Source organism: Xanthomonas sp. NCPPB 3442, assembly GCF_056725145.1.
On record NZ_CM161514.1, the window covers coordinates 2,133,991 to 2,158,904 of the forward strand.

The following is a 24,914-nucleotide window of genomic DNA, read 5'->3' on the forward strand; positions in this document are numbered from 1 at the left end:
GGCAGCGACCGGAAGCGCATCAACGCGGCGCGGTCAGCGGCGTGGCGGTGGCGGGGAGTGGTTTTCCGGCATGGCCTTCGGCCATGGCGTCCTTCAGCTCTTTCGGCATGTAGGTCTCGTCGTGCTTGGCCAGCACTTCGTTGGCGACGAAGCGCCCGCCCTGCATGCGCCCGTTGGCGATGACCGACTGGTTGTCGCGAAACAGATCCGGAAGAATGCCGGTGTACTCCACCTGGGTGGCCGCGTTTTTATCGGTGACGGTGAAGCTGACTTTCAGCGAATCACCTGCACGCTGGATCGAACCGGCCTTGACCATGCCACCGAGCCGGAATTGCTGGTAGCCGGCGGCTTCCCCCGCGCTGACCTGGCTTGGGGTGAACAGGTAGCTCATGTTCCGCTGCAAAGCGAACACGATGAGCGTGACGGCCAACGCGGCGGCGGTGAGTACACAGATCACCCACCACAGACGTTGTCTACGCGTGGCGTTCATGGCGCGTCGCGCTCCAGTGCCGGTGCCGGTTGATCGCGTGCACGACGCGGCACCTGCCGCTGCAACTGGCCGCGCAGTTCACGCGGCAAGCGGCGGCGACGCAGCCAGGGCGCTGCAAGATCGGCCAGCAGCACCAGCACGAATACTGCATAAGCGGTCCACACGTATTGGCCGTAGCCGCCCATCGCCAGGAAAGCGCTCATGCGCTGCGCTCCGTCAACACGATGCGGCGGACCCAGTCCTTGCCGCTTTCGAGCGCCAGCAAATCCACCCGCACGCGGCCGAACAGGCTCGCAACGTAATAGCACTTGGTTGCCAGCATCATGGTCAGCAGCGGCCACAGCATGTCTGCGCTCATCTTGGAGGGGCCGAGCAGGCGCACGGTGGAACCCTGGTGCAGCGTGTTCCACCACACCACCGAGTAATGCACGATGGGCAGATTCACCAGCCCCACCAGTGCGAGCAAGCCGGCGGCGCGCATTGCCTGGCGGCGGTCTTCCACGGCGTAATAGAGGCCCAGCACGCCCAGGTACAAAAACAGCAGCAGCAACTCGGAGGTGAGCCGCGCATCCCAGGTCCACCAGGTGCCCCACATCGGCTTGCCCCACAGCGCGCCGGTGCACAGGGTGATGAAGGTGAAGGCTGCGCCGATCGGTGCCGAGGCCATGGCGACCACTTCGGCCAGCTTGATGCGCCACACCAGCGCAATGAACGCCGAAACGCCCATTGCCGCGTAGATGAAAAGACTCATCCAGGCGCTGGGCACATGGATGAAGATGATGCGGTAGGCATCGTGTTGCTGGTAATCCGGCGGTGCCAGTACCAGGCCGCCGTAGACTGCGACCGCGCCGAGCAGCGCTGCCAGCCCCAGCGCCCACGGGCGCACGCTGCCGGCGACACGATAGAACGTCGGTGGCGAGCTGAGTTGATGCAGCCACAAGGGAATCCACTTGGCCATGCCGGTGCCGTCAGTTGGAGTGTTTGGCGTGAGGCGCCAGCGCCTGCACTGCGGCGCCGGCGTTGACCTGCAACTGCCCGTCGGAAACTTTGCTGGTGCGCTGCATGAGTTCGCGCAACGCCTTGGCATCCATCGACGGTTGCAGCGACAACAACAGCGCGGCCATGCCGCTGACATGTGCGGTGGCCATCGACGAGCCGGAGGTGAAGTCGTAGCGGCCGTTCGGTTGCGTGGTCAGGATGTCCTTGCCGGGCGCGCTGAGCACGCCGGGCATGGCCGGTGTTGCGCTGCTGCTGCGCACGACCAGCACGCCGGGTACGTCATTGGGAAAGCCATCCAGGCGCCCGTTCGGTGGCATTGCCGCCACCACGATGCGGCCCTGTTGCACCAGCTGCTGCAGCATCTTGCTCAGCAGCGGATCGGCGGGGCCACCCAGGCTCAGGTTGATCACGCGCGCTGAGCTGTTGTCGATCGCCGCCAGCGCCTTGGCCAGGGTGAAGGTATTGCACCGTGCGGTGGCGCCGACCGTGGGCGCGTACCAGCACGCCTTGTAGATACTCAGCATGGCCTTGGGTGCCATGCCGACGATGCCCTGGTGATTGTTGCTGCCGGCGGCAATGATGCCGGCCACTTCGGTGCCGTGCGGATCGGTGCTGGTCTTCACCGGTGTGTCGTCGACCAGATCGTGCACGTCGCGGATGCGCGCTTTCAGATCGGGGTGGTTGGTGTCCACGCCGGTATCGACGACCGCGATCACCACGCCGCGGCCCTCGGTCACGGTCTGTGCGCTGGCGGCATCGGTGTCGATGAAGCCGCGTTGCATGTCCACGTACGGGTCGTTGTAGCTGGACAGCGCGGTCGTCTTTTCCGACGCATCGGCGGAGAACACCGAAAAATCCTGCACCGGCTGCACCAGCTCCACGCCTTCGTCGTCGGCCAGCGCACTGACCAGTTCATCGCGCGAGACGCCCGGAGGCGGTTGCAGCACAGCGCAATACAGGCCCAGCGAGGTGATCGGCCAGGCCGAGACTTCGCGCAATTTGTAGCGCTGCTTGATGCTGTCCATGCGCGCGGCAGCCTTCTGGCCGGCGCCGTAATAGCTGGATGCGTAGCCGATCAGGCTGGAGCCGGCGCGGGCCGGCGGTGCGGCGAGCGGGTTGGCTACCGCCAGCAGGATGTCGCGGCTGCTGTCGGGCATCTGCGCATCGGCCGGCGGCATGGCAGGATCGGCCCCCTCGGCGGCCGGCTCCTGCATCGCTGCGGCAGCATGTGCGTTGGCGTGCGCCCCCAGGCCGGCGAGCGCGGCGATCAGACCGATGGCGAACAGACGATTCATGGGGCCGAGACGATCTCCGCCAGCCGGATGCCCGGGGTGGCGCGTAGTTGCTGCACGGTCTGCTGCGGTTGGACCGGGGGCTGCGGTGCGGCAGGCACCACGGTGTAGGCGCCCATGTCGTTGGGGCCGCCGACCACCTGCAACTGCTGCGCATGCAGCAGCCGGTCCCAGTCGGCCACGGTCATCTTTGCGTCCGGCACCACGCGGATGGCGCCCTGCGGCACCGGCAGGGCCACCACGCTGCTGAGCGTGCGGTAGTCGTGCGATGGCGCGGGCGAGGCCAGCTTGACGCCCATCACGCCCAGCCCGATGGCCTGGACCAGCGCCGCGGCGGCCAGGGCGCGTACCGTCCAACTGCCGGAGCGGCGTGCGGCCGGCACGCGCGCAGGTGCGCTGTGCTGCTCCGGTGCATCCAGGCGGCCGAGCAGGCGTTGCAGACCGGCGTTCGGGTCCAGTTGCACTGTCGACGGCAGCGCCAAGGCCTGGCGCAGGCGGTTCTGCTGGGCGAATTCGGCGCTACATGAGGCGCACTTGGCCACGTGCGCGATCAGCCAGGTGTTTTCTTCCTCGGTGGCACTGTCCAGCAGCACCGCCGGCATCAATTCCCAGGCGTGCGAGCATTCCTTGCCAGGCGCGATGAAAAACGTCTTCATTGCATGGTCTCCGTGTAAGGGGCGCCGCCGGCCAGGCCGGGCAGCACATTGCGTAATTTGACCCGGGCGTGGAACAGCCGGGCTTTGATGGTGCCAACCGGGCACTGCATGATGTCGGCCACTTCCTCGAGCTTGTGGCCGACGCCGTAGACCAGTTCGACCACCAGGCGCTGGTCCGGCGACAACCGCTCCATGCCCTTGTCCAGCCAGTCGCGCAGTTCGCGGTCGTCGTTGTCGTCGGCGCTGGGGGCGTGGTCTTCCACCAGGGCGGTGTCGTCGATGGCTTCGCCGTCATGCTGGCGCAGGCATTTGAGTCCGCAGCGGTAGGCGATGCCCATGATCCAGGTGGAGACCTGCGAGTCGCCGCGGAAGTCGCCGGCCTTTTGCCAGGCGATCCAGAAGCAATCGTTGATGGCCTCTTCGATGATGTCCGGGCGGCGGGTCAGCCGCGACAGGAAGCGGCACAGCCGTCCGTGATAGCTGTGGTACATGCTGGCCAGCGCGTCGCGATCGCCCCCGGCCATGCGGCGCAACAGCATGCGGTCGGTGGCATCGCCCAGGGTGTCGGTGTCATTCATCGGTGCAGGCATGGCGGGTAACCCACGTCAGTGCGCGCAGGCAGGCAAAAGGTTGCGTGTGGATCAGAAGGTTCTGGCGACCGTGCCCAGCCACGGCATGTCGCCGGGGCCGCCCTGCATGCGCGGGGTATTGCCGCTGGTCAGGATGCGCTCGGCTTTCAGTGTCCATCCGGCGCGGTTCCACTTCAGGCCCACCTGGCCGTACTGATAGCGGCCCGAGCGCGCTGCACCGTAGGCCATGGCCGGAAAGCGCGACGAACCGGCACCGAGCGACAGGCTGACATCGTTGCGCAGCGGGACGTTGGCGGTGATGTCGAACGCCACGTTCCACGGCGACCGGTCGGCCCGCGGGAAATTGAAGGTGGACAGCGAAAACGTCAGCAGGTCGCGGTAGGACCAGGCCAGGCTGGCTTCCTGGCGGTCGAAGGTGCGCGTGGCGCGGTCGGTCGGGTAGCCGTAGTAGAGCAGGCTGGCCTGCATCTGCCAGCGGTCGTCCAGCATCCAGGCGCGCCCGACCTGGGCGGTGACCGCGACCGGATCACTCCAGGCGGGGGACTGCAGCGCCACCGAGGTGGAAACCGACCAGCCGGGGGCGGGCAGCCAGTAGCCGGCGGCCTGCACGGTGACCTTGTTGGGCGCGATCGAGATACCACGGTCGATCAGGCTGGAGGTCAGCGCCACTGCACCGCCGAAGTCCTTGGCCAGGGCGCTGCCGCAGGAGCCGGCTGCCAGCGCGAGCAGCAGCCACTGCACCAGCGTGCGGTGACTGTGTGGTGGGCGGCGCCCCCGCGGTTGGCCTGGTCGCTGGGCGGATAAGGCCGGTTGCGCTTCGCACCGTGGGTGGCGTGCGGCACTGTCCAGCAGTGCGCCCACGCAGAAGATCGCGCGGGCGCAGTGGCGTCGCGGTCGGGAGGGGAGCGGCTTGGAAGCTGGAGCGGTCGGCAATGGCGTGGGCGGGTGTCAAACAGGGACGCGATGGTGCCCCAGGGCGGCGAACGAGACCACCGCGGCGGCGGCGATTGCGTCCGTATACGCGAAGGCACCGCGTCGGGCAACGCGAATCCATCCGGGCCGGCCGGTCGCGGCCGCCTGCAACGCCTGGCTGTGCAGGCGGCCGACGGACAGGCTGCCACGGCTGGGCGATTGGCGCGCCATGCGTCCGCCCCCTCGGGCGAGGACGCGCCATGCCGCAGTGGCCGCGCCTACTTCAAAGTGTTGAGGTAGGCGATCAGTGCGTCGAGCTCCTTCGGGTCGTCCAGGCCGTCGTACTTCATCTTGGTGCCCGGCAGCGCCTTGGACGAGGATTGCGACAGATAGGTCTTGAGCTGGGCCGGAGTCCAGGTCCACTTGCTGTTCTTGAGCGCATCGGAATAACCGCCGAAGTCTGCGACGGTACCGGCAGGGCGGCCTGCCACGCCGAACAGCGACGGACCTTTCTTGTTCTTGCCCGGTTTGACGCTGTGGCATTCACCGCATTCGGTGAGGAAGACGCCGGCGCCGTCGGCAGCGTAGGCCGAGGGCATGGTCAGTGCGCCCGCCAGCATCAGGCCGGCCAACGGGGCGCACAACACGGAGAGTTTGCGTGGTGGGTTCATGTGGATCCGTACAGGTGCGGGAGGGATCAGAAGGCCAGATTGACCGACAGGGTGAAGCTGTCGAGATCGCGCGGATTGGTGATCGGCGGGCCACGGAAGACGTTGGAGGTGCTGCCGTTGAACTTGTCGAAACGGAACCAGCCGGCGGACACGCGCAGGTTGGCCATCGAGGTGTAGGTGCCGTCCTTGCCGAACGGGGTCCAGTACAGCAGGATCAGATTGCTGGTGGTGTCCGGGATACCCACCGGCGAATAGCGCGCCGCATCGAACGAGCCGCTGTTGATCATGTGCGCGGCCAGCACGCCGTAGGTCTGCTTGAAGGCGTAGTTCATGCTGAGGGTCTGATCGCGCACGCTGCCCCGGTCCAGCGCCGGCATGGTGGGGTCGGTCGACATCAGCGGGCTGCCGTATTTGCGACGCTCGTAGATGTTGACGTAGGCCAGCGACAGCACGTGCTCGCGGGTGCCGAGGAACTGGTAGGTCAGGTCGTAGCCCAAATCGGTGAGGTCGTCGCTGGGCCCGGTGCGCAGCGGCTGGCGGCGGGTCGTGAGCGCAGTCAGGCCCACCGAGAAGAACTGGCGCTTCATGTCCTTCATGTAGGCAAGACGCGCATAGCTGGTGTCGCTGAGCTTGCCCGGGTCGCCGTTGACCGGCCAGCCGAGGCGGTCCTGCGCAGACGGCGACAGCGCGCTGTAGCTACCCACTTCGCCGTACCAATTGCGGTCGTACAGGCCGTAGACGCTGGCACCGATGACGCGGTTGGACAGCGCCGAGGAGCTGAGCATGGTGGAGGCGCCGCCATTGGAGGCAGGGGTAAGCGTGGAGGCGTTCGGCAACACGTGCACCGGGTCGGAAATGCCCGGGTTGTTGTTGACGCTGACACCGATCATGGTGTCCTTGCCCGCCATCTGGAACGGCTTGCTGACAAAGCGCAGATCGACATCGTCCAGGCGCGTATCGAACGTCGCATTGCCGCTGTTGTTGGAGCGGATCTTCGAGTAGCCGCCGATGTTGTCGTTGAGGCGGCCGCCCAGATACAGATCGCCTTCGCGCAGGCGCGAGGTGCTGTCGCCGCGGCTGGGGTTGTTGCGCGACCAGGTGAGCTGGCCGGACACCGGGATCTTGGTGCCCTCGCCATCGGTATCGGTAAAACCGCCGAGCTTGAAGCGCATGCCGTAGGGCGTGAGCGAGGGACCATAGGAACCGACATGGCAATCGGCGCAGGACGAGCCGGTCTGGCGCGCGAACGAGGGAATCGCCTGCGCCTGCGTACTGGCCAGTAGCAACAAGGGGCCGGACACGCACAACAAGGACGTCAGGGAGGCGGTACGCGCGGCAGTGCGACGCGGAGCGGGCTGGGGCATGGGCATGGAAAGTCCTTGTTCGACGGTGCGGGAGGCAGCGGTGCGGGAACGGGCGAGGAAACGAATGACAGACGGCGGGGTGCGGCGGCTCATGCGCGCTTGCCCGGCAACACGCGGCGCAACAGGCCGTCGCGCAACACCAGGTGATGCCAGAGCGCGGCGCCGATATGCAGCAGCACCAGCGCCAGCAGCGCCCAGGCCGCATTCAAGTGCCAGGTGCCCAGGGTGTCGCCGAGGTCGCCGTCCGGCGCGACCAACGCGGGCAGGGGGATGCCGAAGAAATACACCTGCTTGCCGTAGGCGCTGCTCAGCGACCAGCCCAGCAATGGCAGCGCGAGCATCAGGCCGTACATCGCCACATGCGTGGCACCAGCGGCCAGGCGCATCGGCAGCGATGCGGGTGGGCCGGGCGGCAATCTGCGCAACCGCAGGCGCAACCCGATGCGTAACGCAAACAGCACCAGGACCAGCAAGCCAAAGTGGCGGTGGCCTTCCAGCAGCCACTGACGCAGTGCGCGGCCATCCAGCTCGGCGCGCAGCAGGATCAGCGTGGCCGCCATGGCCAGGCACAGCACGGTGAGCCAGTGCAGCACGCGCATCGCCTTGGGCAAGGGCAGCACGCGCGCAGCTGCGGGCGCCTGTTCTGGCAGGGGCGCGGTGTCTGTGCCGTTGACGGGAGCGCTGGCGGGCGCAGGGGGGGAGGAACGCATCTGATCTGTCTTCCGGTGGTGGTCGTTGGTTCCGGCTGCGCGCTGCGCTGCCAGGCCTGGCTCCCCACGCCGGCCGAACGGCGGCCAGGTGAACGTGCACCGATGGGTGCGGCGATGTCGGAAAAAGGTTGCGTCGCCGTGGCACCTGGTTTGCACGTGCTGCACACCGAAGCGCTGCGATGCGGTCGGCTGCGCTTGCGCGCACAGCGCTTCGCATGGCCCCGAGCGCGCGCAACCTTTCGCGCAACCCGACGCACTCAGGCATGTCGCACTACGTGCAGTCAGCGGTTACGCCTCTCCGATCATGGCTATCGAACGCATCCAGTTGCATACCCACGGTGACGATCGCGGGCTGCTCATTTCATTGGAGCAGCAGCGCAATGTTCCGTTCGAGATCCGCCGTGTGTATTACCTGTTCGGCACGCGCCACGACGTGCACCGCGGCCAGCATGCGCACCGCCAGCTCAATCAATTCGCCGTGGCCTTGCACGGCTCGGTGACGATTCTGCTCGACGAAGGCAACGGCAATGGTCCTAGCGAAGTGGTGCTGGACGACCCGTCGCAAGGCCTGCTGCTCGGCCGCATGGTGTGGCGCGACCTGTACCGCTTCAGTGCCGACTGCGTGCTGATGGTACTGGCCGACCAGTTTTACGACCCTGGCGATTACATCCTGGATTACGACCAGTTCGTGAGCGAAGTGCGCACTGGCGCCGCGCTGCAAGCCTGCAGGCTGGAAGCATGAGCGTACCGAGGCAACTGGTGATTGTCGGCGCAGGCGAGTTCGCGCAGATCGCGTGCGAGTACTTCCAGCACGACAGCCACTACAAAGTGGTAGCTTTCAGTGTGGAGCGCGATTTTCTGCTGCAGACCACCGTGGCCGGCTTGCCGGTGGTGGCGTACGAAGAACTGGAACAACGCTATCCGCCGCACGACTATGCGGTGTTCGTGGCGATTCCGGCAACGCAACTCAATCGCCTGCGCACCCGTTTTTTTCAGGATGTGGTGCGGCGCGGCTATCGCTGTGCGACGTACGTGAGCTCACGCGCGTTCGTCTGGCAGAACGCGCAGATCGGCGCCAACTGCTTCATCTTCGAGGGCAACGTCGTCCAGCCGTTCACCCGCATCGGCGACAACTGCGTGTTGTGGAGCGGCAACCATATCGGCCACCGCACGGTGGTGCAGGATCATGTGTTCATCGCCTCGCATGCGGTGATTTCCGGCTATTGCGAGATCGGGCAGGGCAGCTTCATCGGGGTCAACGCCACGCTCAGCGACAAGGTGCGGATTGCCGCGGACAACGTCATCGGTGCCGGCGCGCTGGTGACGCGACATACCGAAGCCGAGCGTGTGTACGTGGGTTCGCCGGCACGCGCGGTGGCGGGCAGATCCAGCTTCGATGTGGAGCTCTGAACGGTGTTTGCCTGGAACAAGCGCGGCTTGGTGTTCGACGTCGCACGCCACGGGGTGGGTGGCTGGATGCACCATGCGGCCCTGACGCCAACACCGTATCGCTTGTCTGCTCAGGTGTTGCGGGTGTACGCCGGCTTTCGCGATGCGCAGGGCGTGAGCCGGATCGGCTACGTGGATGTGCGCGCCGATGCGCCAACGCAGATCGTCGGCGTCAGCAAGCAGCCGGTGCTCGACATCGGCCGTGACGGTTGTTTCGACGACAACGGCATGATCCTGGGCGATGTGGTGGCCGGGCCGGACGGGCTGTACCTGTTCTATGTCGGCTTCCAGCGCGTGGCCAAGGCCAAGTTCCTCGCCTTCACCGGTCTGGCGGTCTCCTGCGACGGGGGCGAGAGCTTCCAGCGTCGGCAGGAGACGCCGCTGCTCGATCGCGCCCCCGGTCGCAGCACGATTGCCGCGGTGCATTCGGCACGCTACGAAGAGGGCCGCTGGCGATTGTGGTACGCGGTGGGCGATGACTGGGAAACGATCGGCGGCCAGCCATATCCGCGTTACCACATCCGCTACGCCCAGACCGACGACCTGCGCTGCATCCCCACCGACGATGCTGTGTGCCTGCGTCCACGTGGCGACGAATACCGTATCGGGCGTCCGCGCGTGTACCGGCTCGGCGAGCGCTATCTGATGTATTTCACCCGCGGCGACCTTCAGGGTGGCTACTTTCCCGGCATCGCCTTCAGTGGCGATGGGGTGCACTGGGAACGCGACGACCGCCAGTTGGGGCTTGCATTGTCCGATGACGGCTGGGATGCGCAAATGCTGTGCTACCCCGCCTTGATTCAGCACGGCCAGCGCGTGTTGATGTTCTACAACGGCAACGCGATGGGGCAGGCCGGCTTCGGCCTGGCAGAGGCGGCGTTGCCGGTTGCGTTACAGGGCGGCCATGTTTTCGGTTAGGTCTTACATGCCTGGCGATGCATCCGCGTGGGATGCCCTGGTGGCGTCATCGCGCAATGGCAATCTGCTGCATCGGCGTGACTATATGGACTATCACGCCGAGCGCTTTGTGGATGCGTCCCTGCTGGTCCAACGTGGGGACACGGTGGTGGCGGTGCTCCCGGCTAATGTGCAGGGCAGTTGCGTCAGCAGCCACGCCGGGCTCACCTATGCCGGGCTGCTGTCGTCGATGGCGCTACGTGCCGGCGCCACCATGCAGGTGTTCGAGCAGATTGCCGCGCACTACCGCGTGCTTGGCGTGCGCGAGGTCATCTACAAGCCGGTGCCACATATCTTCCATGCGTACCCGGCCGAGGAAGAGCTCTACGCACTGCATCGGCTTGGCGCGCAGCTGTGCCGGCGCGACTTGTCGTCGGTGATTGCACTACGCGAGCGGCCTGCATTCAGCACTGAGCGGCGGCGTTCCATTGCCAAGGCGCGAAAGGCCGGCGTGCAGATCCAGCGCGGGACCCTGCTCGATGGATTCCATGCGCTGCTGACCCAGGTCCTGCAGCGGCATGGCGTGGCACCGACGCACCGGCTGGATGAGCTTCAACTGCTGCAACGCCGGTTCGCGCAGCAGATCGTGTTGCATGAAGCGCACGCTGATGGACAACTGGTCGCAGCCGCATTGGTCTTCGACTTCGGCCGCTGCGTGCATACCCAATACCTGGCGGTCTCCGAACAGGGGCGCCAGCTGGATGCGTTGAGCCTGCTGCTGGCCGACCTGATCACCGATGTCTATGCGCAGCGCGAATATTTCAGTTTCGGTATCTCCACCGAACAGGGCGGGCAGGTGCTCAACGAAGGCCTGGTGGAACAAAAGGAACGCTTCGGCGCGCGCGCCGTGGTGCAGGATGTCTATCGATGGTTGATGTAATGGATGTGCCTTTCCTGGATTTGCGTGCAGTCAATGCGCGCTATGCGGATGAACTCAAACTCGCAGCGGCACGCGTGATCGATGCCGGCTGGTATGTGCTCGGTCAAGAGCTGGCCGCGTTCGAAGCCGAATTCGCCAGTTATTGCGGCACCACGCATGCAGTCGGCGTGGGCAATGGGCTGGATGCGTTGGCGTTGATCCTGCGCGGCTATCGTGAGCTGGGGGTCCTGCGCGAAGGTGACGAAATCATCGTGCCGGCCAACACCTTCATCGCGACATTCCTGGCGATCAGCCAGAACCATCTGGTGCTGGTGCCGGTCGAGCCGGACCCGGTCACTTTCAACATCGATCCGGCAAGGGTGGAGAAGGCGATCGGGCCACGCACGCGCGCCATCATGGCAGTGCACCTGTATGGCCAATTGGCCCAGATGCAGGCTCTGCAGACCCTGGCCCATCGCTACGGCCTGCTGCTGATCGAGGATGCCGCGCAAGCGCACGGGGCACGCGCACAGGGGCGGCGCGCCGGTGCCTTCGGCGATGCGGCGGCCTTCAGTTTCTTCCCGACCAAGAACCTGGGTGCACTGGGCGATGGCGGCGCAGTCACGACGTCGGATGTACGTCTGGCCGAGTGCATTCGCGCGCTGCGCAACTATGGCTCGGAAGTGAAGTATCACCATCTCTGCCAGGGGGTGAACTCGCGTCTGGATGAAATGCAGGCTGCTTTCCTGCGCGTCAAGCTGGGCTATCTGGAGGACGAAATCGCGCTGCGGCGTGCAGTGGCACAGAGGTATCTGCACGGCATCTGCAACCCGCTGATCGTGCTGCCCGCGCCGGTGGCAGAGCAGCAGCACGTCTGGCATCTGTTCGTGGTACGCAGCCCGCAGCGCGATGCCTTGCAGGCACATCTGTTGCGGCAGGGCATCCACACGCAGATTCATTATCCGGTGCCGCCGCATCGGCAGCCGGCATACGCCACCCTGGGCGAGGCGTGCCTGCCGCTGAGCGAACAGCTGCATCGGGAAATACTGAGCCTGCCCATGGGGCCGGCGCTGGACGATGCAGCTGTTGCGCACGTGATCGCGGCCTGTCAATCGTTCGGCAGCAACACATGAATCTCGTGCGCAGCAGCGCCTACACCGGCGTTGCGACGCTGGCCAAGCTGCTGGCGGCATTGGTGGTGGTCAAGCTGGTTGCCGTCTACGCCGGGCCGCAGGGCGTGGGCCGGCTTGGCCAGTTCCTCAACCTGATGTCGGTGCTGGCGGTATTGGCCGGTGGCGGCATCAGTGCCGGCATCGTCAAGCATGTAGCGCAGTACCGCGACGATGCGCCCGAGTTGGCGCGCTTGCTGAGTGCGGCGCTCTTGTACGCATTCTGCGCGGCCTGCGTGATCGCGCTGCTGGCCATAGCCTTCAGCGGAGCCATTGCCGAGCGCTTGCTGGGCGATGCGAGCTACCGTCCGCTGATCTGCGTGTTGGCAATCGCGCAGCTGGGAATCGCATTGCTCAACTACATACTGGCGCTGATCAACGGCTTCATGGACGTGCGGCGGCTCGCCTTCGTGCAAGTGACAGGCGCCGTGCTGAGCGTTGCCTTGGTGGCGTGGCTTTCCAGCCAAGTGCAACTATACGGGGCGCTGCTGGCGCTGGTCCTGGGTCAGGTACTGTGGCTGCTGGCTGCGGTTCCGGCACTGCGGCGTAGCCCCTATTTTCAGCCTGCCATGTGGCGGATGCGCTTCGATGCGGAGATGACCCGTCGGCTGGCGGCATTTTCGCTGATGACGCTCACCTCGACACTGGTGCCGCAGCTGGCGACCATCCTGGTGCGCGATCATCTGGCGCTGCAATTCGGCTGGGGGCAAGTGGGCTACTGGCAGGCGGTGAGCCGGGTCTCCGATGCCTATCTGCTGTTCTTCACCACCGCCATCAACGTGTACTACCTGCCCAAATTGGCGTCGCTGCAAGGTGCTGCGGGGCTGGGCAGCGAGCTGCGCAGTGCATATCGCTATGTCATGCCGGCGGTGATCGTGGCGGCGCTGGGCGTGTATGTATGCCGCGATTGGGCGACCCGGCTGCTGTTTGATCCCCAATTCGCCGCGGCGGCGCCCTTGTACGGCCCGCAGCTGCTGGGCGATGTGATCAAGATCGCGGCGTTCGTGCTGTCGTATGTGATGGTGGCCAAGGCGATGACGCGGCTGTTCGTGATTTCCGAATGCGTGTTTGCAGCGAGCTATCTGGCGCTGGTGTACGTGTTCACCGCGCAGTTCGGGCTGATCGGCGCGATGTACGCGTTTGCAGCAAACTACGTGCTGTATCTGTTGTTCAACATCGTGGTGGTGCGGCGCTACCTGGAGCGGGCGGCATGAACGATCAGGCACCTGTATCGGCACGTGCACGCTGGCCGTTGGTGTCGGTACTGATTCCGGCGTTCAACCATGAGCATTTCGTGCAGCGCTGCCTGGACAGCGTCCTGGAAGATCCGTATCCATGCAAGGAAATCGTGATCATCGACGATGGCTCCAGCGATGCCACCGGCGAAAAGATCAGTCAATGGATCAGCGATCATGGGCATCGGCTACCGGTGCACTTCGTGCAACGCGAGAATCGGGGAGTTGCCGCCACGCTCAATGAACTGGCCTTGCGTGCGCGGGGAGAGTATCTGCGGCTTGGCGCAAGCGACGATTATCTGTTGCCCGGCGGGCTGGACGCGCAGGTGCGCTATCTGCGCGGACATCCGCAAAAACTTGCGGTGATCGGCGATGCCTGCGTGGTCGACGCGCATGGGCGACTGTTGCATGGCAGCGCCATGCGCGATCTGCATAAGGTCGACAAGGGCTTGTATCGCTGCGAATCCGGCATCCGGCATGCGGTGATACGGCGGTGGGCAGTCAGTGGAGCGGTGACGCTGCTGCGGCGCAGCGCCTTCGACGCGCGCAGCGGGTGGGACGAGTCGCTCCGAATCGAAGACTGGGATTTTTTCCTGCGCCTGGTTGCAGCCGATGCGCTGGCTTTCATCGATCTGCCGGTATGCGCCTACCGCTTGCATGGCAGCAACCTCAGCAAGACCGCAAAGGTGCCGGCACGCATCGCCAACCTGCGCGAATCACGGCAAGTGGCGTTGCGCTGCGCACCGTTATTCGAAGAGCCCGATCGCACACTGCTGCATGCGCAGGCGCGCTACATCGCTGCCAAGGTGGAATTCCTGCGGCGCCGGCCGCACCGGGTGGCTGTGCATCTGGTGGTCTACGCATGGTTGTCGCTGTCTGCCAGATGGCGTCCGAAACGTAATGCACGTGCGGTGGAGCTTGCATGAGCACACTGTTGCGCCGCCCGGCGACGTATCTGGCCGTGCCGATGCTGCTCAGCTGCGCGCTGACGTGGCTGACCTATGCGCTACCCGATGGCTACCTGGAAGGCATCGTGCTGCTGGCGCTCGCGGCAGCGGCCACCTTCTCGCTCGATACGGTGCTACGCACGCAGGTGCCGTCGGTCGAGCGCTTTCGCCACTACCGTTACGCCGGTACCCGCGATGCATTCCTGGCGATGGTACTGGCCGCGGCGGTGACGGTGTTCTGCATCGCCGACCTGGTGCTGTTTCCGATTCCGTTGTTCAGCGATCCGGCGTCGTACGCCACCTTGAGCCCGTTGCGTGCGCACGTGCGGCACATCTCCAATATGTGCTGGATCCTGCCGCCGATCGCCCTGCTGTGCGTACGCCATCGTGGGCTGCGTGCGGCGATGGTGACGTTGGGATTCGTGTTTCCGATCGTGGTGATCGATCGCAACCGCATCTTCGCCGGCTTGTTCTCGTTCGTGCTGGTGATGCTGCTGCGGCGCGATCCGGCGCGTCGGCTGCCGTGGAAGACCATCGGCCTGCTCGTGCTGGCCGGCGGTGGCGTGTTTTCGATCCTTGGCGCGTTGCGCTCCGGTTCCCTGGCCACCGTGGCGTTGCCGTTCAGCGCGTTCTACCGTGCCATGCCGCAGGGCGTGCAATGGTTGCTGCTCTACATCAGCGCAGGGCCGTATAACTTCGGTGCGATGCTGGCAAAGGGCTACCTCAACGCCAGCTTCCTGATCAATCAACTGGTGCCGTTCAGTGGTTCGATTGCCACCGCCGGGACCAGCATTCCGCTGGATGCGCCCAACATCAATGTAGGTACCGAGTTCTTTCCGTTCTTGATGGCGTGGGGCGCTGCCGGTGCCTTGCTTGCAATGTTGGCCCTGTACGCCGGGCTGGTCTGGAGCGTGCGCCGCCTCAATGGCTCGCTGTCGATCTTCCATGTGCTGATCTTCCTGCGTATGGCCTACGCCTGCCTGATGTCGCCCTTCGCGCCACAGGCGTTCACATGGACCAACTTCGGCTTTATCGCGCTGTGCCTGGTGCTGCATGCCTGCACGGTGCTGCTGCCCAACCGCCTGTCCGCACATCCGTCTGCCGCGTGAGCGGGCAGCACGTCATTATTCGCCCCGTTGCAGAGCCACGCCCATGAATCAACACGACGAAATCTATCTGATCGACCTGTGGCGCATCCTGCGCCGGGAATGGCGCTGGGCAGTGGTAGCGCTGGTGGTGGTGCTGGGCCTGACCTTCGCCTTCACCCGCCTGGCCAAACCGCAATGGGAGGCAACCGCGTGGATCCAGGTTGGCGAAATCGGCCCGACTCCTGCTGGCCGCGACCCCAAGGTCGAACCGTTTCAGCGCGTGATCGATCGCATGAAAACGCGGCTGTTTCAGGATGCGGTGTTGCGTCAGGCGCAGGTGCCGCTCGATAGCCGCGCCGCGCAGCTGTATCGCGGCAGCCTGAAGCCGGACCCCGACCCTTACGCCAATCTGATCGGTGTGACCATCCGGGCTGAATCGGCGCAGCAGGCGCGCACGCTGGCCACGGCCACCGTGACGCAACTGCAGATACTGCACGGTGACACCAATGCAGCTGCGCTCGATCTTGCGCGCGCCCGCCTGCAGGGCTTGAGCGAGGATCTGCGCGCGGCCACCAGCCATCGCGAGCAGCTGCAGCGGCAATTGCAGGCCGGGCAGGGAGGGGCTTCCGCCACGCCGACACAGGTGCTGGCGGGCGTGTTGCTCACCGACAGCAACACCACGATTCGCGCCTTGAAGACCGAGCGCGACGACCTCGTCGCCCGGCTCACCGCGCGCTACACCTACCAGACCTCGCTGGCGTGGCCGCTGTACGTGCCCGACCGCCAGGCGTATCCAAATGCGATCACCGTCTGGGCGGCCGGCCTGCTGGCCGGCGCAGGGCTGGGCGTGCTGGCCGCGGTGCTGCGCAATGCGCTGCGTCGTCGTGCGCGGACTCCTGCACACGCTGGTGTGTGACGCTGCAGTGGTGCCTCGGCGCAATCTGGGGAATGCGTTCTCGCATGCAGCAGGCGCCGGGTGATACGCGAGCGAAAGCGAGACCGTGCATCGCGTGCGGCGCGTTTGGCCAATGCATGCATCTTGGGTGTGATTGTCTGCGCCAGCTCGGCCACCATCCAGTGCGCTGCAACCAAACCGGCAACATCGCGCACTCACGGGTCTATCAAGCGATGCCGCATTGGTGGCGTTGCGACCGGAGAGTGTGTGGTGAAAACAATAGGACGGGTGTGGGAGGCTGCGCATGTCGTCACTCAGTGAGCATGCGGCGCGGGGCGGCACGGTCGCGCCGGAGCAACTGCTGGAAACGCAACGTGCCTTCGACAGCGTTGCTCCCGACTACGATGGTCCCCGCGGCAACAACGCGCTGATCCAGCGCATGCGCACCACGCTGTGGGACACCGTAGCGAGCGAGTTGCCGGTGGGGTCGCGGCTGGTTGATCTGGGCTGCGGTACCGGCCTGGATGCTGGCGAATTCGCGCGCCGCGGATATTCCGTGCTGGCCACCGACTGGTCGCCGGCCATGGTCGAGCGCACCCGCCAGCGCGCTGCCACGCACGGCCTGCAAGAACGCCTCACCACCGCGCATGTCGGCATCCAGCAACTCGATCGGCTGGAAGGCAGCTTCGATGGCATGTACTCCAACTTCGGCCCGCTCAATTGCGCGCCGGATCTGCCGGCCGTCGCCGCACAGTGCGCGCGCCTGCTGCGCCCGGACGGCTGCCTGGTGTTTTCGGTGATCGGGCGGATCTGCCCGTGGGAAATCGGCCATTACGCCTTGCGTGGGCGCCTCAGGCGCGCGGCGGTGCGTGCCGCCAAAGGCGCAATTGCGGTGGGCATGAATGGGCACACCATCTGGACCTGGTACCACCTGCCGCGCGAGTTCTACCGCGCATTCGAAACGTACTTCGTGCTGGACAGCTACCGCGCCTTGAGCCTGTTCTTGCCGCCGCCGTATCTGGTGGAGTTTTGCGAACGCAATCCACGCCTGTCCGAGCGCCTGGGGCGCTGCGACGACCGGTGGGGCGGGCTGCCGCTGCTGCGCGACATGGGCGATCACTTTCTGATCGTGATGCGCAAGCGCTGAGTGGAGCAGTCGATGGCCATGGCCGATGTCTGCCTGCAAGGCGCACGTGCGATCACCCAGGCCGGTCCGTCGCGTGCCGCAGTGACGATCCGCGCGGGGCGCTTCGGCGGCACGCTGGGCACCGGCACCGTGCGCATGGATCTGCAAGGGCATGTGCTGGCGCCGGGCCTGATCAATGCGCACGAACATCTGCAGGTCAACTGCGTGCCGCCGCTGCCGCAGACCGCGCCGTTTCGCAACAGCTACGCGTGGATCGAGGCATTTCAGGCGCATTTCCAGCATCCGGACGTGGCCGCCGCACTGCGTGTGCCCAAGGCAGTGCGGTTGCGCCATGGCGGTTTGAAGAACCTGTTGGCCGGCGTCACGTGCGTGGCCCAGCACGACCCATGGCACGCCACGCTGGACGAAGCGAATTTCCCGGTGAGCCTGCTGCGCGACTTCGGCTGGAGCTACGCATTGGGGTGGACAGGCTACGGCCCGCCCGTACAAAGCAGCTTTGCCGCGACCCTGCCAGCGCATCCCTGGATGATCCATCTGGCCGAAGGCACCGATGCGGTGGCGCGTGCCGAGCTCGACGAACTCGACCGGCTCGGCTGCCTGGCCGCCAACACGGTGTTGATCCACGGCGTGGGCATGGGTGAGCAGGATGTCGAGCGCGTGATCGCGCGTGGCGCAGCCGTGGTGTGGTGTCCGTCCAGCAATCAGGCGCTGCTCGGCCGCACGCTCGATCCGTGGCGCTTGTGCATGGCCGGCCGGCTGGCGCTGGGCAACGATTCGCGCGTCAGCGGCGCGCGCGACCTGCTGGAAGAACTGCAGATCGCCAGCCGGAGCGGACTGGCACCGGACCAACTGCTTGGCATGGTCACCAGTGACTGCGCGCGTATCCTGCGCATGGCAACGCGTGGGCGGATCGCGCCTGGAGCCACTGCAGATGTGTTGATCGTGCGCGACCGCGGCGGCGAACCTGCCAGCAGCATCATCGGTTGCACGCGCAGCGACTTGCGTGCGGTGATTCGCGATGGCAAGCCGCGCATCGCCGATCCGGATTTTGCGCCGTGGTTCGACGCGGCAGGCATCCGGACCGTGCCGGTGTTGCTGGACGGACGGCCCAAATTGCTCGATGCCACGCTGGCCGACCCCGCGGTGCTGGCGCTCGAACCCGGTCTTCAGCGTTTAACGCAGGAGCAGCCGGCGCAGGCCGCCGCGCAGGTTACCCATGCGCCGGTTGCCAATGGAGCGCTTTCGTGAGCGCAGTGGCGGTGCTCGAGCCCGCTGCTGCCTACGCACTGTGGGCGCAGGCGTATCCACCGCACGCGCACAACCCGGTGATGCTGGCCGAAGAGCGCGCCATGCTCGCACTGATGCCATCCAGCCTGCAGGGCCAGCACGTGCTGGACGCCGGCTGCGGCAGCGGCCGCTACATGCTGCACGCACTGCACCGTGGGGCCCGGCAAGTGACCGGTGTCGACCTGTCGCCGCAGATGCTGCACCGTGCCGGTACCGAGCTCGCACAGGACTGGCCGGCCGCACGCATCGTTCTGCAACAAGGCAGCCTGGATCATCTGCCGTTGCCCGATACGGTGGCCGACCTGAGCGTGTGCGGTCTGGTGGTGGGGCACCTGCAACAGCTATGGCCGGCGCTGGAAGAACTGCATCGCGTCACCCGCGTCGGCGGCATCGTGCTGTGCAGCGACGTCCACCCGATCGGCCACGCGCTGGGCTGGCGGCGCGACTTCAAGGCCGATGGGCAGCACTACGCGGTCCGCCACACCCCGCATCTCTATAGCCACTGGCATTCGGCATGCACCGCACTCGGGTTCGCGATCGAAGCCGTGTCCGAGCCGATACTGGATCCCGCGGATATCCCGGCCGGGGCACGTTTCGACAAGATGGCGCTGCAGGTGCCGGTTGCGCTGGTGCTACGGCTGCGACGGGTCGCGTGAGCAAGATCTTGCACACCGCAGTGGCTGTCTGTGCGTGGGTTACTGCCCGTCAGCGGCACGCTGCGGTCGCAGCGGCAAGCAGCAGCGACGTTGCGTCGATCGCCATCCAGGCGCTGCCGGCCCTATGAGCCTGCACGTCGCACAGCTGAATCTGGTTCCCACGCCCGATGGCCTGAACGTGGAGCAGGTGTTCGCGCAATGGCCGACGTTGGCAGATATCGCCGAAGCTGTCGCCAGTGCTGGCGTGCAGGTGTCGGTGATCCAGGCCTCCGCCTTGAACACCAGGTTGCGCCACCAGGGCGTGGATTACCGCTTCGTCGATCTGCACCAGCGTGGCAGCGCAGCCCGCGCCGGTACGCTAGCCGCATTGCTGCACGAGATCGATGCCGATGTGCTGCATGTACATGGTCTGGAATTCGCCGGCGACGCGCGGCGTCTGGCGCGCCTGCTGCCGCAGCTGCCGATTCTGCTGCAGGATCATGCCAACCGGCCACCACGCTGGTGGGCCAGGCGCCTGTGGCGCGCACGCTACGCGGCCGCAGCCGGCATCGCGTTCACCTCGCTGGAGCTGGCGCGGCCGTTCGTGCGTGCGCGCCTGTTTCGCCGCAGCACGCAGCTGTATGCCATCCCCGAATCCAGCAGCCGCTTCACCCCGGGCGACCGATTGCAGGCACGCGAGCAGACGCGGGTGCACGGTGACCCTTGTGTGGTGTGGATCGGCCATTTCAGTCCAGCCAAGGACCCGCTCTGTGTGCTCGATGCAGTGGCCATGGCTGCGCCTCTGTTGCCCGGTGTGCGGTTGTGGTGCGTGTTCGACCAGGCGCCGCTGATGGCGCAGGTGCAGCAGCGCCTGCGCGCCGATCCACAGCTGGCCAGATGCGTCCACTTGCTCGGCAAGGTCGAGCACGCACGCGTGCAGGAGCTGCTGCGTGCGGCGGATTTGTTTGTTTCTGCCAGCCATGCAGAAAGTTGCGGTTATGCCGCACTGGAAGCCTATGCCTGCGGTTGCCTGCCGCTGCTGACGGCCATTGCGTCGTTTCGTGCGCTCAGCGATGACGGCGCAATGGGCGAGTTGTGGCCGGTCGGCGATGCATCGGCATTGTCGGAACTGTTGCTGCGCGTCAGTCGGCAACGCCCCTCGCGCGCACAGGTGCGTGCCCATTTCGACGCGCGCCTGTCGTTTGCCGCAGTGGGCCGGCGCTGGGCGCAGGCTTATACGCACTTGCGCGCGACCACGCCGGAGCGCACCGCATGAAGCTGGCCTTGGTGGTGCCAGGTGGTGTGGATCGGAGCGGGGAAGTCCGCGTGATCCCGGTGTTCCTGACCTTGATCGAGTGGCTGGCACGCAACCATGACGTGCACGTGTTCGTGCTGCATCAAGAGCCGCAGCCGGGCATCTGGCGCCTGCGCGGTGCCACGGTGCACAACATCGGCGCGCGTCGGACGCGGCTGCGCGCAATTGCCGCCATCTGCGACGAGCACCGGCGCGAACCGTTCGCTGTGATTCAGGCGATTTTTTCCGGCTATTGCAGCTTGATCGCGGTCACTGCCGCCAAGCTGCTACGCCGTCCCAGCATGGTGCATATCGCCGGCGGCGAGTTGGTGGCCTTGCATCGCATCGATTACGGCGGCCGCCGCAGATGGCGAGGGCGTCTGCGCGAGGCGGTGATCCTGCGGCTTGCCGACCAGGTAACGGCTGCCAGCGCGCCCATCATCGCTTCGCTGCAGGCACTGGGCATTGCTGCGCAACGCGTACCGCTGGGCGTGGATCTGCGCGCCTGGCCGCCGGCAGCGCCGCGCGCCCGTACCGGGCCGACCGCGCGCCTGCTGCATGTGGCAAGCCTCAATCCGGTCAAGGATCAGGCCACCTTGTTGCAGGCAATGGCCGCACTCAAGCGCGCCGGCGTTGCCTTCACCCTGGACATAGTGGGCGTCGACACATTGGGCGGTGCCATGCAGCGCCTGGTGCAGCAGCTCGGCTTGCAGCAACAGGTGCGTTTTCTCGGCTTCAAGACCCAGCGCGAGTTGCGCCCGATCATGCTGTCGGCCGATCTGCTGGTGCTGTCCTCGCTGCACGAAGCCGGGCCGCTGGTGCTGCTGGAAGCTGCCGTTGCAGGGGTTCCTACGGTGGGAACTGCGGTGGGGCATCTGGTCGAGTGGGCTCCTGTCTGCGCATTGGCGGTGCCGCCGGGCGACTGGGCCGGAATGGCAGAGGCCATCCGCCAGGTGCTCGGCGATGACGAACTGCGCTTGCGCCTTGCCTGGGCGGCGCAGTGCCGCGCCGTCCGCGAAGATGCTGCATTGACCACGCGCCTGTTCGAGCAGTTGTATCGCCAGCTGTGCGAGCAGCGGCCGCTGCCTGAAGTGCGTTGATGTGCGCGGCAAGGCAGGGCGCTATCGTCGGTGATCTCGTGCGCTTGTGCCTTGAGCGAGGAAAACTCCTTAGCAGCTGACAAAACCACTGTGCAGCCGCCACGCGGGTGCCACCGGTGCTCGGAATCGGCATGTGCCACATGTACGCTGCGGTTCTGAGCGCGCCGTCCGCGCCCACCTGACGGCTGCTCGCTACGTTTTGTTAGCCGCGCTTAGCGCAGCCTCACGCCGGCTGCAGATAGCCATCCAGCGCCGCACGCACCACGTACAACATGTCCGTGCGCGGCACGGGTCTGGTCAGGCGCGTCACCAGGCGGCGCGCCTGGGTTTGGCGCACCCATGGCTGATCCTGCAGCCATAACTGGGTCTGCAGCATGTCCGCGCGCTCCTTGCGGCTTTCTGCCGAAGGCACCACACGGCTGTGCAGATACTGCCGCGCTTCGCCCAACGAGCGCGACCATTCGATGCCAGGCAGCGCCGATAACCACAGGTTCGAGCACGATGCGGCGGTGAGCGTTTGCCGGGCTGCTCGCATGCGCAGCAGCGCAGGACAGTCAGCATGCAGGCGCGCCATCACCGCGGCTGGCACCACAGCGCGGTAATAGCGCTGCAGCAACAGCAGTGGCGGCAACGCCCACCATGGCGGCATGGCGCTGTCTTCCCACAATTGCTCCCAATCGCGCGGGCCCATGCGCGTTGCCAGCAAGGCAAGATCATGCAGATGCATCAGGCGAATGGTGCGGTGGCAGATGCCGCCTGCCGCATGCAGCAGCAAGTGACACATCAATGCGCCAATCGATGGATAGGGATTCAAGCCCGGTTGCGGCCGCTCCGGCCGGATTCGGGCAGTGATCTCCACGCTGCTCACCGGCAAACGTTCCTGGATGCGCGTGTGCAGCTCGATATTGATCGGCGCATCGCGGTGTTCGCCCAGCCCGGCCACTGCCTCGCCGTGCTGCGGCTTGAATACCTGGTGCTTCCACTGCTCGAAGGAAGCGACGTAGCCGAGTTCGCACAACAACGCCGCCGCTGCAGGCGCGTCGTCGGGTTCCACCAGCAGATCGATATCGGCCATCGGGCGGTCGCCAGGCAGATACACCCCCAGTCGATGCAAGGCGGTTCCCTTCAATCCCACCAGCGCGACGCCCACGCTGCGGGCAGCGGCATCGATACGTGTCAGCAGCAGCGCGATGCGCCGATGGCGGTCTTCGACATGGCTGCGCTGTTCGCTCAGGAAGGCATTCCATTCGGCGTCCTGCCACAACGAGCGGCGCTGCAACAGCGGCGAAACGCCGTGCGCGGCCGCTGCCGCTGCCGCCAGCTGCCACTGCAGCCGGTCCCATTGCGGCAGTGCATCGCCTGGCTGGGCCAGCTCCAGAGCCAGCCGTTCGGTCGCCGTGTGCAGGCGCTGCTTGATGGTGCGAAGGGAAGGCTGCATGCGCGTGGTCCGGTCAGGCAAGGTGTCGATAGAAAAGTGTGGAAACGATCGCGCGCTAGCCCACCAGGACGGTGCTCAGGTGGCGTGGCTGACGCGCAGCACTGGGGGGCATCGGCTCGCTGCGGTGCCGGGCCTCACTGGCGATCAAGGCAGACCAGCGTGCTTCCAGCTGGTCCGACGCCTGCGCGAACGCATCGGCCGTCATCGCGGCACGCGCCTGTTGCAGATCGACCTGCCTGTGCAGCAGATCGCGGACACTGCGATAGAACTCGGAGTCGTACGCGCCACGGAACATCATCGCCAGGTCGTCGCTATCCTGCCAGTGCGTCTTGCTGCCCAGCTGATTCTTCACTTCTTCGTAGAACTTGGTGCCGGGCAGGGGATACGACACGCTGACTCCGATGATGTCCGGATTGGCCTGCGTCACCAATGCGCGCGTGGCCAGGATGTCGTCGAGTTCCTCGCCCAGATAGCCCAGCTGGATGAAGAAACCCACGCGGATGCCCTGCGTGCCCAGGCGCTCACGTGCGGCAATGACCTCGCCGACCTGGGTGCCCTTGGTCATCTTGTCGAGAATGCGCTGGCTGCCGCTTTCCGCACCGATCCAGGCCTCCACGCAGCCGGCGCGCGCCAGCGCTGCGGCCATGCGTTCGCTGGCAAGGTCGGCACGGGTCTGGATGGTGAAGGGAACCGCGCCGTCGGCATCGCTCAATTGCTGCGCAAAGGTCTCCACCCAATCGATATGGAAGCCGAAGATGTCGTCGGCCATCCAGATATGGTCCGGCCGAAAGGTGCGTTTGAGGTGGATCATCTCTGCGGCCACCTCTTCGGCGCCGCGCCGCTTGTAGTGATTGCCCCAGATCGGCTTGGCGCACCAGTTGCAACGGAACGGGCAACCGCGCGAGGCGGCCATGTTCAAGCTGAAATGGCCATGCCGTTGTTGCCAGAAACGCCGGTAGCGCGGCATATCCACCAGGTCCCATGCCGGCAGGCCGCTCAGCCGTGCGTCCGGTGGTTGCGCGCCGGGATGCACGCGCACTGCCGCAGGCTGGCTGGTGGCGATCTGCGCAACTCCCTCCAGCCAGTGGTCGGTGGTGATATCCGGCTTCGCTTCGATGCGCTCCAGCAACGAGATCAACGGGGCGATGCCTTCGCCGATCAACACCGCATGCGCGCCTGCGGCCAGGAACGCATCCGGGTTGTCGGACGCATCCGAGCCGGCCACCAGCACGCGGCAGCCGGCGGCACGGGCCTGCGCGATCATGCGGCAGGCGGCCTCGCGCATCCGGCTCAGGCACATCTTGGTGAGGAAGTTGAAGTTGTCTTCGTAGAAAACAACCAGATCCGGCTGCGCAGCGCGCAGTGCGGCGGTGTAGTCCTCCACATCGTCGGCCAGCATTGCATCGAACAGGCTCACCGCATGCCCACGCTCGCGCAGCAGCGCTGCGATCTGCAACGTCGCCAATGGCGGATACGGCTTGCCGCGCTCCCATTGCTTGGGGTCGTAACGCAGGAAATACGAATGACTGACCTGGATCTTTACCATCGGCACAAGGCTCTCGTTCTCTCGCCAGGCGGGCGCAGCAGCGGCGTGCGCAGATACCGGCATTCGGCTCGGCAGTAGGTGCGGATGCAGGCCGCTTTGGTTGCGTCGCGTTGCGTGCGGGCAAGGCTGCGGCGAGGCAACCTTTCTGTAGGAAAGCGGCACCCATCGGCTGATTCAGTGCATC

Annotated in this window: 26 protein-coding genes and 1 other RNA gene; 15 read left to right on the forward strand and 12 right to left on the reverse strand. The window is 65.8% G+C overall.

The genetic code is table 11. The annotated features are described in order from the left end of the window. Positions 1 to 19: 19 nt before the first annotated feature. From ccmE to AC1POX_RS09380, 10 genes are all read right to left on the reverse strand, one after another. Positions 20 to 490, reverse strand: a complete 471-nt coding sequence (gene ccmE / locus AC1POX_RS09335) for a cytochrome c maturation protein CcmE (protein ID WP_372357025.1) — start codon at positions 488 to 490, stop codon at positions 20 to 22. Beyond that, positions 487 to 693 carry a heme exporter protein CcmD gene (ccmD, locus tag AC1POX_RS09340; RefSeq protein ID WP_008574947.1) on the reverse strand — a complete coding sequence of 69 codons (207 nt, stop codon included), beginning with the start codon at positions 691 to 693 and terminating at the stop codon, positions 487 to 489. Before ccmD ends, ccmE begins: the two co-directional genes overlap by 4 nt. Then, entirely contained in the window at positions 690 to 1,448 is a 759-nt protein-coding gene (gene ccmC / locus AC1POX_RS09345) for a heme ABC transporter permease CcmC (protein ID WP_011347066.1), read from the reverse strand. The genes ccmD and ccmC overlap by 4 nt, the downstream gene beginning before the upstream one ends. A gap of 10 nt (positions 1,449 to 1,458) precedes the next feature. Next, positions 1,459 to 2,784, reverse strand: a complete 1,326-nt coding sequence (locus tag AC1POX_RS09350; protein WP_014089941.1) for a S8 family peptidase — start codon at positions 2,782 to 2,784, stop codon at positions 1,459 to 1,461. Continuing rightward, positions 2,781 to 3,437: a zf-HC2 domain-containing protein gene (locus AC1POX_RS09355; protein ID WP_029819182.1), complete on the reverse strand. Its 657-nt coding sequence runs from the start codon at positions 3,435 to 3,437 to the stop codon at positions 2,781 to 2,783. The genes AC1POX_RS09350 and AC1POX_RS09355 overlap by 4 nt, the downstream gene beginning before the upstream one ends. Then, positions 3,434 to 4,027, reverse strand: coding sequence for a sigma-70 family RNA polymerase sigma factor (locus AC1POX_RS09360; RefSeq protein ID WP_007964109.1), 594 nt, complete (start codon positions 4,025 to 4,027; stop codon positions 3,434 to 3,436). Before AC1POX_RS09360 ends, AC1POX_RS09355 begins: the two co-directional genes overlap by 4 nt. A 51-nt stretch (positions 4,028 to 4,078) precedes the next feature. Next, complete coding sequence (locus AC1POX_RS09365) at positions 4,079 to 4,888, reverse strand: TorF family putative porin (protein ID WP_011347069.1); 810 nt, start codon at positions 4,886 to 4,888, stop codon at positions 4,079 to 4,081. Between the two features lie 329 nt (positions 4,889 to 5,217). Beyond that, positions 5,218 to 5,610: a c-type cytochrome gene (locus tag AC1POX_RS09370; RefSeq protein ID WP_011347070.1), complete on the reverse strand. Its 393-nt coding sequence runs from the start codon at positions 5,608 to 5,610 to the stop codon at positions 5,218 to 5,220. Between the two features lie 26 nt (positions 5,611 to 5,636). Then, positions 5,637 to 6,980, reverse strand: a complete 1,344-nt coding sequence (locus AC1POX_RS09375) for a cytochrome C (protein WP_372184339.1) — start codon at positions 6,978 to 6,980, stop codon at positions 5,637 to 5,639. Between the two features lie 83 nt (positions 6,981 to 7,063). Then, positions 7,064 to 7,684, reverse strand: a complete 621-nt coding sequence (locus tag AC1POX_RS09380) for a cytochrome b (RefSeq protein WP_195903660.1) — start codon at positions 7,682 to 7,684, stop codon at positions 7,064 to 7,066. A gap of 304 nt (positions 7,685 to 7,988) precedes the next feature. On the opposite strand from AC1POX_RS09380, the gene AC1POX_RS09385 reads away from it, so the two are divergent. The 15 genes from AC1POX_RS09385 to AC1POX_RS09455 all read left to right on the forward strand — a co-directional run bounded on the left by AC1POX_RS09385 (position 7,989) and on the right by AC1POX_RS09455 (position 21,954). After that, a complete protein-coding gene (locus AC1POX_RS09385) occupies positions 7,989 to 8,426 on the forward strand; it encodes a sugar 3,4-ketoisomerase (RefSeq protein ID WP_008574961.1) in 438 nt (145 codons plus the stop codon). Further along, on the forward strand, positions 8,423 to 9,094 hold the full coding sequence (locus AC1POX_RS09390; RefSeq protein ID WP_029819188.1) for an acetyltransferase: 672 nt from the start codon (positions 8,423 to 8,425) through the stop codon (positions 9,092 to 9,094). The genes AC1POX_RS09385 and AC1POX_RS09390 overlap by 4 nt, the downstream gene beginning before the upstream one ends. A gap of 3 nt (positions 9,095 to 9,097) precedes the next feature. After that, positions 9,098 to 10,051 (forward strand): glycoside hydrolase family protein, encoded by a 954-nt coding sequence (locus AC1POX_RS09395; RefSeq protein ID WP_338334470.1) that lies wholly within the window; start codon positions 9,098 to 9,100, stop codon positions 10,049 to 10,051. A gap of 7 nt (positions 10,052 to 10,058) precedes the next feature. Further along, a complete protein-coding gene (locus tag AC1POX_RS09400; RefSeq protein ID WP_122273040.1) occupies positions 10,059 to 10,970 on the forward strand; it encodes a GNAT family N-acetyltransferase in 912 nt (303 codons plus the stop codon). Next, the gene (locus tag AC1POX_RS09405; RefSeq protein WP_372357026.1) at positions 10,958 to 12,082 is read left to right on the forward strand and encodes a DegT/DnrJ/EryC1/StrS family aminotransferase; all 1,125 of its coding nucleotides are present in this window, start codon (positions 10,958 to 10,960) and stop codon (positions 12,080 to 12,082) included. The genes AC1POX_RS09400 and AC1POX_RS09405 overlap by 13 nt, the downstream gene beginning before the upstream one ends. Then, positions 12,079 to 13,332 (forward strand): O-antigen translocase, encoded by a 1,254-nt coding sequence (locus AC1POX_RS09410; protein WP_011347075.1) that lies wholly within the window; start codon positions 12,079 to 12,081, stop codon positions 13,330 to 13,332. Before AC1POX_RS09405 ends, AC1POX_RS09410 begins: the two co-directional genes overlap by 4 nt. Further along, complete coding sequence (locus AC1POX_RS09415; protein ID WP_338338584.1) at positions 13,329 to 14,279, forward strand: glycosyltransferase; 951 nt, start codon at positions 13,329 to 13,331, stop codon at positions 14,277 to 14,279. The genes AC1POX_RS09410 and AC1POX_RS09415 overlap by 4 nt, the downstream gene beginning before the upstream one ends. Next, a complete protein-coding gene (locus tag AC1POX_RS09420; RefSeq protein WP_372357027.1) occupies positions 14,276 to 15,409 on the forward strand; it encodes a hypothetical protein in 1,134 nt (377 codons plus the stop codon). Before AC1POX_RS09415 ends, AC1POX_RS09420 begins: the two co-directional genes overlap by 4 nt. Positions 15,410 to 15,452: 43 nt before the next feature. After that, positions 15,453 to 16,304 (forward strand): Wzz/FepE/Etk N-terminal domain-containing protein, encoded by an 852-nt coding sequence (locus AC1POX_RS09425; protein ID WP_071117905.1) that lies wholly within the window; start codon positions 15,453 to 15,455, stop codon positions 16,302 to 16,304. A 283-nt stretch (positions 16,305 to 16,587) separates the two neighbouring features. Further along, positions 16,588 to 17,430: a class I SAM-dependent methyltransferase gene (locus AC1POX_RS09430; RefSeq protein ID WP_372357028.1), complete on the forward strand. Its 843-nt coding sequence runs from the start codon at positions 16,588 to 16,590 to the stop codon at positions 17,428 to 17,430. 12 nt (positions 17,431 to 17,442) lie between these two features. Further along, positions 17,443 to 18,678 (forward strand): amidohydrolase family protein, encoded by a 1,236-nt coding sequence (locus tag AC1POX_RS09435; RefSeq protein ID WP_372357029.1) that lies wholly within the window; start codon positions 17,443 to 17,445, stop codon positions 18,676 to 18,678. Beyond that, positions 18,675 to 19,373: a class I SAM-dependent methyltransferase gene (locus AC1POX_RS09440; protein WP_372357030.1), complete on the forward strand. Its 699-nt coding sequence runs from the start codon at positions 18,675 to 18,677 to the stop codon at positions 19,371 to 19,373. The genes AC1POX_RS09435 and AC1POX_RS09440 overlap by 4 nt, the downstream gene beginning before the upstream one ends. 124 nt (positions 19,374 to 19,497) lie before the next feature. Then, positions 19,498 to 20,628, forward strand: coding sequence for a glycosyltransferase family 4 protein (locus AC1POX_RS09445; RefSeq protein ID WP_372357031.1), 1,131 nt, complete (start codon positions 19,498 to 19,500; stop codon positions 20,626 to 20,628). Further along, positions 20,625 to 21,746 carry a glycosyltransferase family 4 protein gene (locus AC1POX_RS09450; protein WP_008574982.1) on the forward strand — a complete coding sequence of 374 codons (1,122 nt, stop codon included), beginning with the start codon at positions 20,625 to 20,627 and terminating at the stop codon, positions 21,744 to 21,746. Before AC1POX_RS09445 ends, AC1POX_RS09450 begins: the two co-directional genes overlap by 4 nt. A gap of 131 nt (positions 21,747 to 21,877) precedes the next feature. Further along, positions 21,878 to 21,954, forward strand: a non-coding RNA gene (locus tag AC1POX_RS09455) — sX9 sRNA. Positions 21,955 to 21,969: 15 nt separating this feature from the next. Here the strand turns inward: AC1POX_RS09455 and AC1POX_RS09460 are convergent. Together AC1POX_RS09460 and AC1POX_RS09465 are read right to left on the reverse strand one after the other, a co-directional pair. Beyond that, positions 21,970 to 23,184 (reverse strand): nucleotidyltransferase family protein, encoded by a 1,215-nt coding sequence (locus tag AC1POX_RS09460; protein WP_372160711.1) that lies wholly within the window; start codon positions 23,182 to 23,184, stop codon positions 21,970 to 21,972. A gap of 55 nt (positions 23,185 to 23,239) precedes the next feature. Next, positions 23,240 to 24,793 (reverse strand): B12-binding domain-containing radical SAM protein, encoded by a 1,554-nt coding sequence (locus tag AC1POX_RS09465; protein WP_372357032.1) that lies wholly within the window; start codon positions 24,791 to 24,793, stop codon positions 23,240 to 23,242. Between the last annotated feature and the right edge of the window lie 121 nt (positions 24,794 to 24,914).

Coding starts and splice junctions, on each gene's coding strand:
- ccmE (WP_372357025.1), bottom strand. CDS start 490: ATGAACGCCACGCGTAGACAACGTCTGTGGTGGGTGATCTGTGTACTC.
- ccmD (WP_008574947.1), bottom strand. CDS start 693: ATGAGCGCTTTCCTGGCGATGGGCGGCTACGGCCAATACGTGTGGACC.
- ccmC (WP_011347066.1), bottom strand. CDS start 1,448: ATGGCCAAGTGGATTCCCTTGTGGCTGCATCAACTCAGCTCGCCACCG.
- AC1POX_RS09350 (WP_014089941.1), bottom strand. CDS start 2,784: ATGAATCGTCTGTTCGCCATCGGTCTGATCGCCGCGCTCGCCGGCCTG.
- AC1POX_RS09355 (WP_029819182.1), bottom strand. CDS start 3,437: ATGAAGACGTTTTTCATCGCGCCTGGCAAGGAATGCTCGCACGCCTGG.
- AC1POX_RS09360 (WP_007964109.1), bottom strand. CDS start 4,027: ATGCCTGCACCGATGAATGACACCGACACCCTGGGCGATGCCACCGAC.
- AC1POX_RS09370 (WP_011347070.1), bottom strand. CDS start 5,610: ATGAACCCACCACGCAAACTCTCCGTGTTGTGCGCCCCGTTGGCCGGC.
- AC1POX_RS09375 (WP_372184339.1), bottom strand. CDS start 6,980: ATGCCCATGCCCCAGCCCGCTCCGCGTCGCACTGCCGCGCGTACCGCC.
- AC1POX_RS09380 (WP_195903660.1), bottom strand. CDS start 7,684: ATGCGTTCCTCCCCCCCTGCGCCCGCCAGCGCTCCCGTCAACGGCACA.
- AC1POX_RS09385 (WP_008574961.1), top strand. CDS start 7,989: ATGGCTATCGAACGCATCCAGTTGCATACCCACGGTGACGATCGCGGG.
- AC1POX_RS09390 (WP_029819188.1), top strand. CDS start 8,423: ATGAGCGTACCGAGGCAACTGGTGATTGTCGGCGCAGGCGAGTTCGCG.
- AC1POX_RS09400 (WP_122273040.1), top strand. CDS start 10,059: ATGCCTGGCGATGCATCCGCGTGGGATGCCCTGGTGGCGTCATCGCGC.
- AC1POX_RS09405 (WP_372357026.1), top strand. CDS start 10,958: ATGGTTGATGTAATGGATGTGCCTTTCCTGGATTTGCGTGCAGTCAAT.
- AC1POX_RS09410 (WP_011347075.1), top strand. CDS start 12,079: ATGAATCTCGTGCGCAGCAGCGCCTACACCGGCGTTGCGACGCTGGCC.
- AC1POX_RS09415 (WP_338338584.1), top strand. CDS start 13,329: ATGAACGATCAGGCACCTGTATCGGCACGTGCACGCTGGCCGTTGGTG.
- AC1POX_RS09420 (WP_372357027.1), top strand. CDS start 14,276: ATGAGCACACTGTTGCGCCGCCCGGCGACGTATCTGGCCGTGCCGATG.
- AC1POX_RS09425 (WP_071117905.1), top strand. CDS start 15,453: ATGAATCAACACGACGAAATCTATCTGATCGACCTGTGGCGCATCCTG.
- AC1POX_RS09430 (WP_372357028.1), top strand. CDS start 16,588: ATGTCGTCACTCAGTGAGCATGCGGCGCGGGGCGGCACGGTCGCGCCG.
- AC1POX_RS09435 (WP_372357029.1), top strand. CDS start 17,443: ATGGCCATGGCCGATGTCTGCCTGCAAGGCGCACGTGCGATCACCCAG.
- AC1POX_RS09445 (WP_372357031.1), top strand. CDS start 19,498: ATGAGCCTGCACGTCGCACAGCTGAATCTGGTTCCCACGCCCGATGGC.
- AC1POX_RS09450 (WP_008574982.1), top strand. CDS start 20,625: ATGAAGCTGGCCTTGGTGGTGCCAGGTGGTGTGGATCGGAGCGGGGAA.
- AC1POX_RS09460 (WP_372160711.1), bottom strand. CDS start 23,184: ATGCAGCCTTCCCTTCGCACCATCAAGCAGCGCCTGCACACGGCGACC.
- AC1POX_RS09465 (WP_372357032.1), bottom strand. CDS start 24,793: ATGCCGGTATCTGCGCACGCCGCTGCTGCGCCCGCCTGGCGAGAGAAC.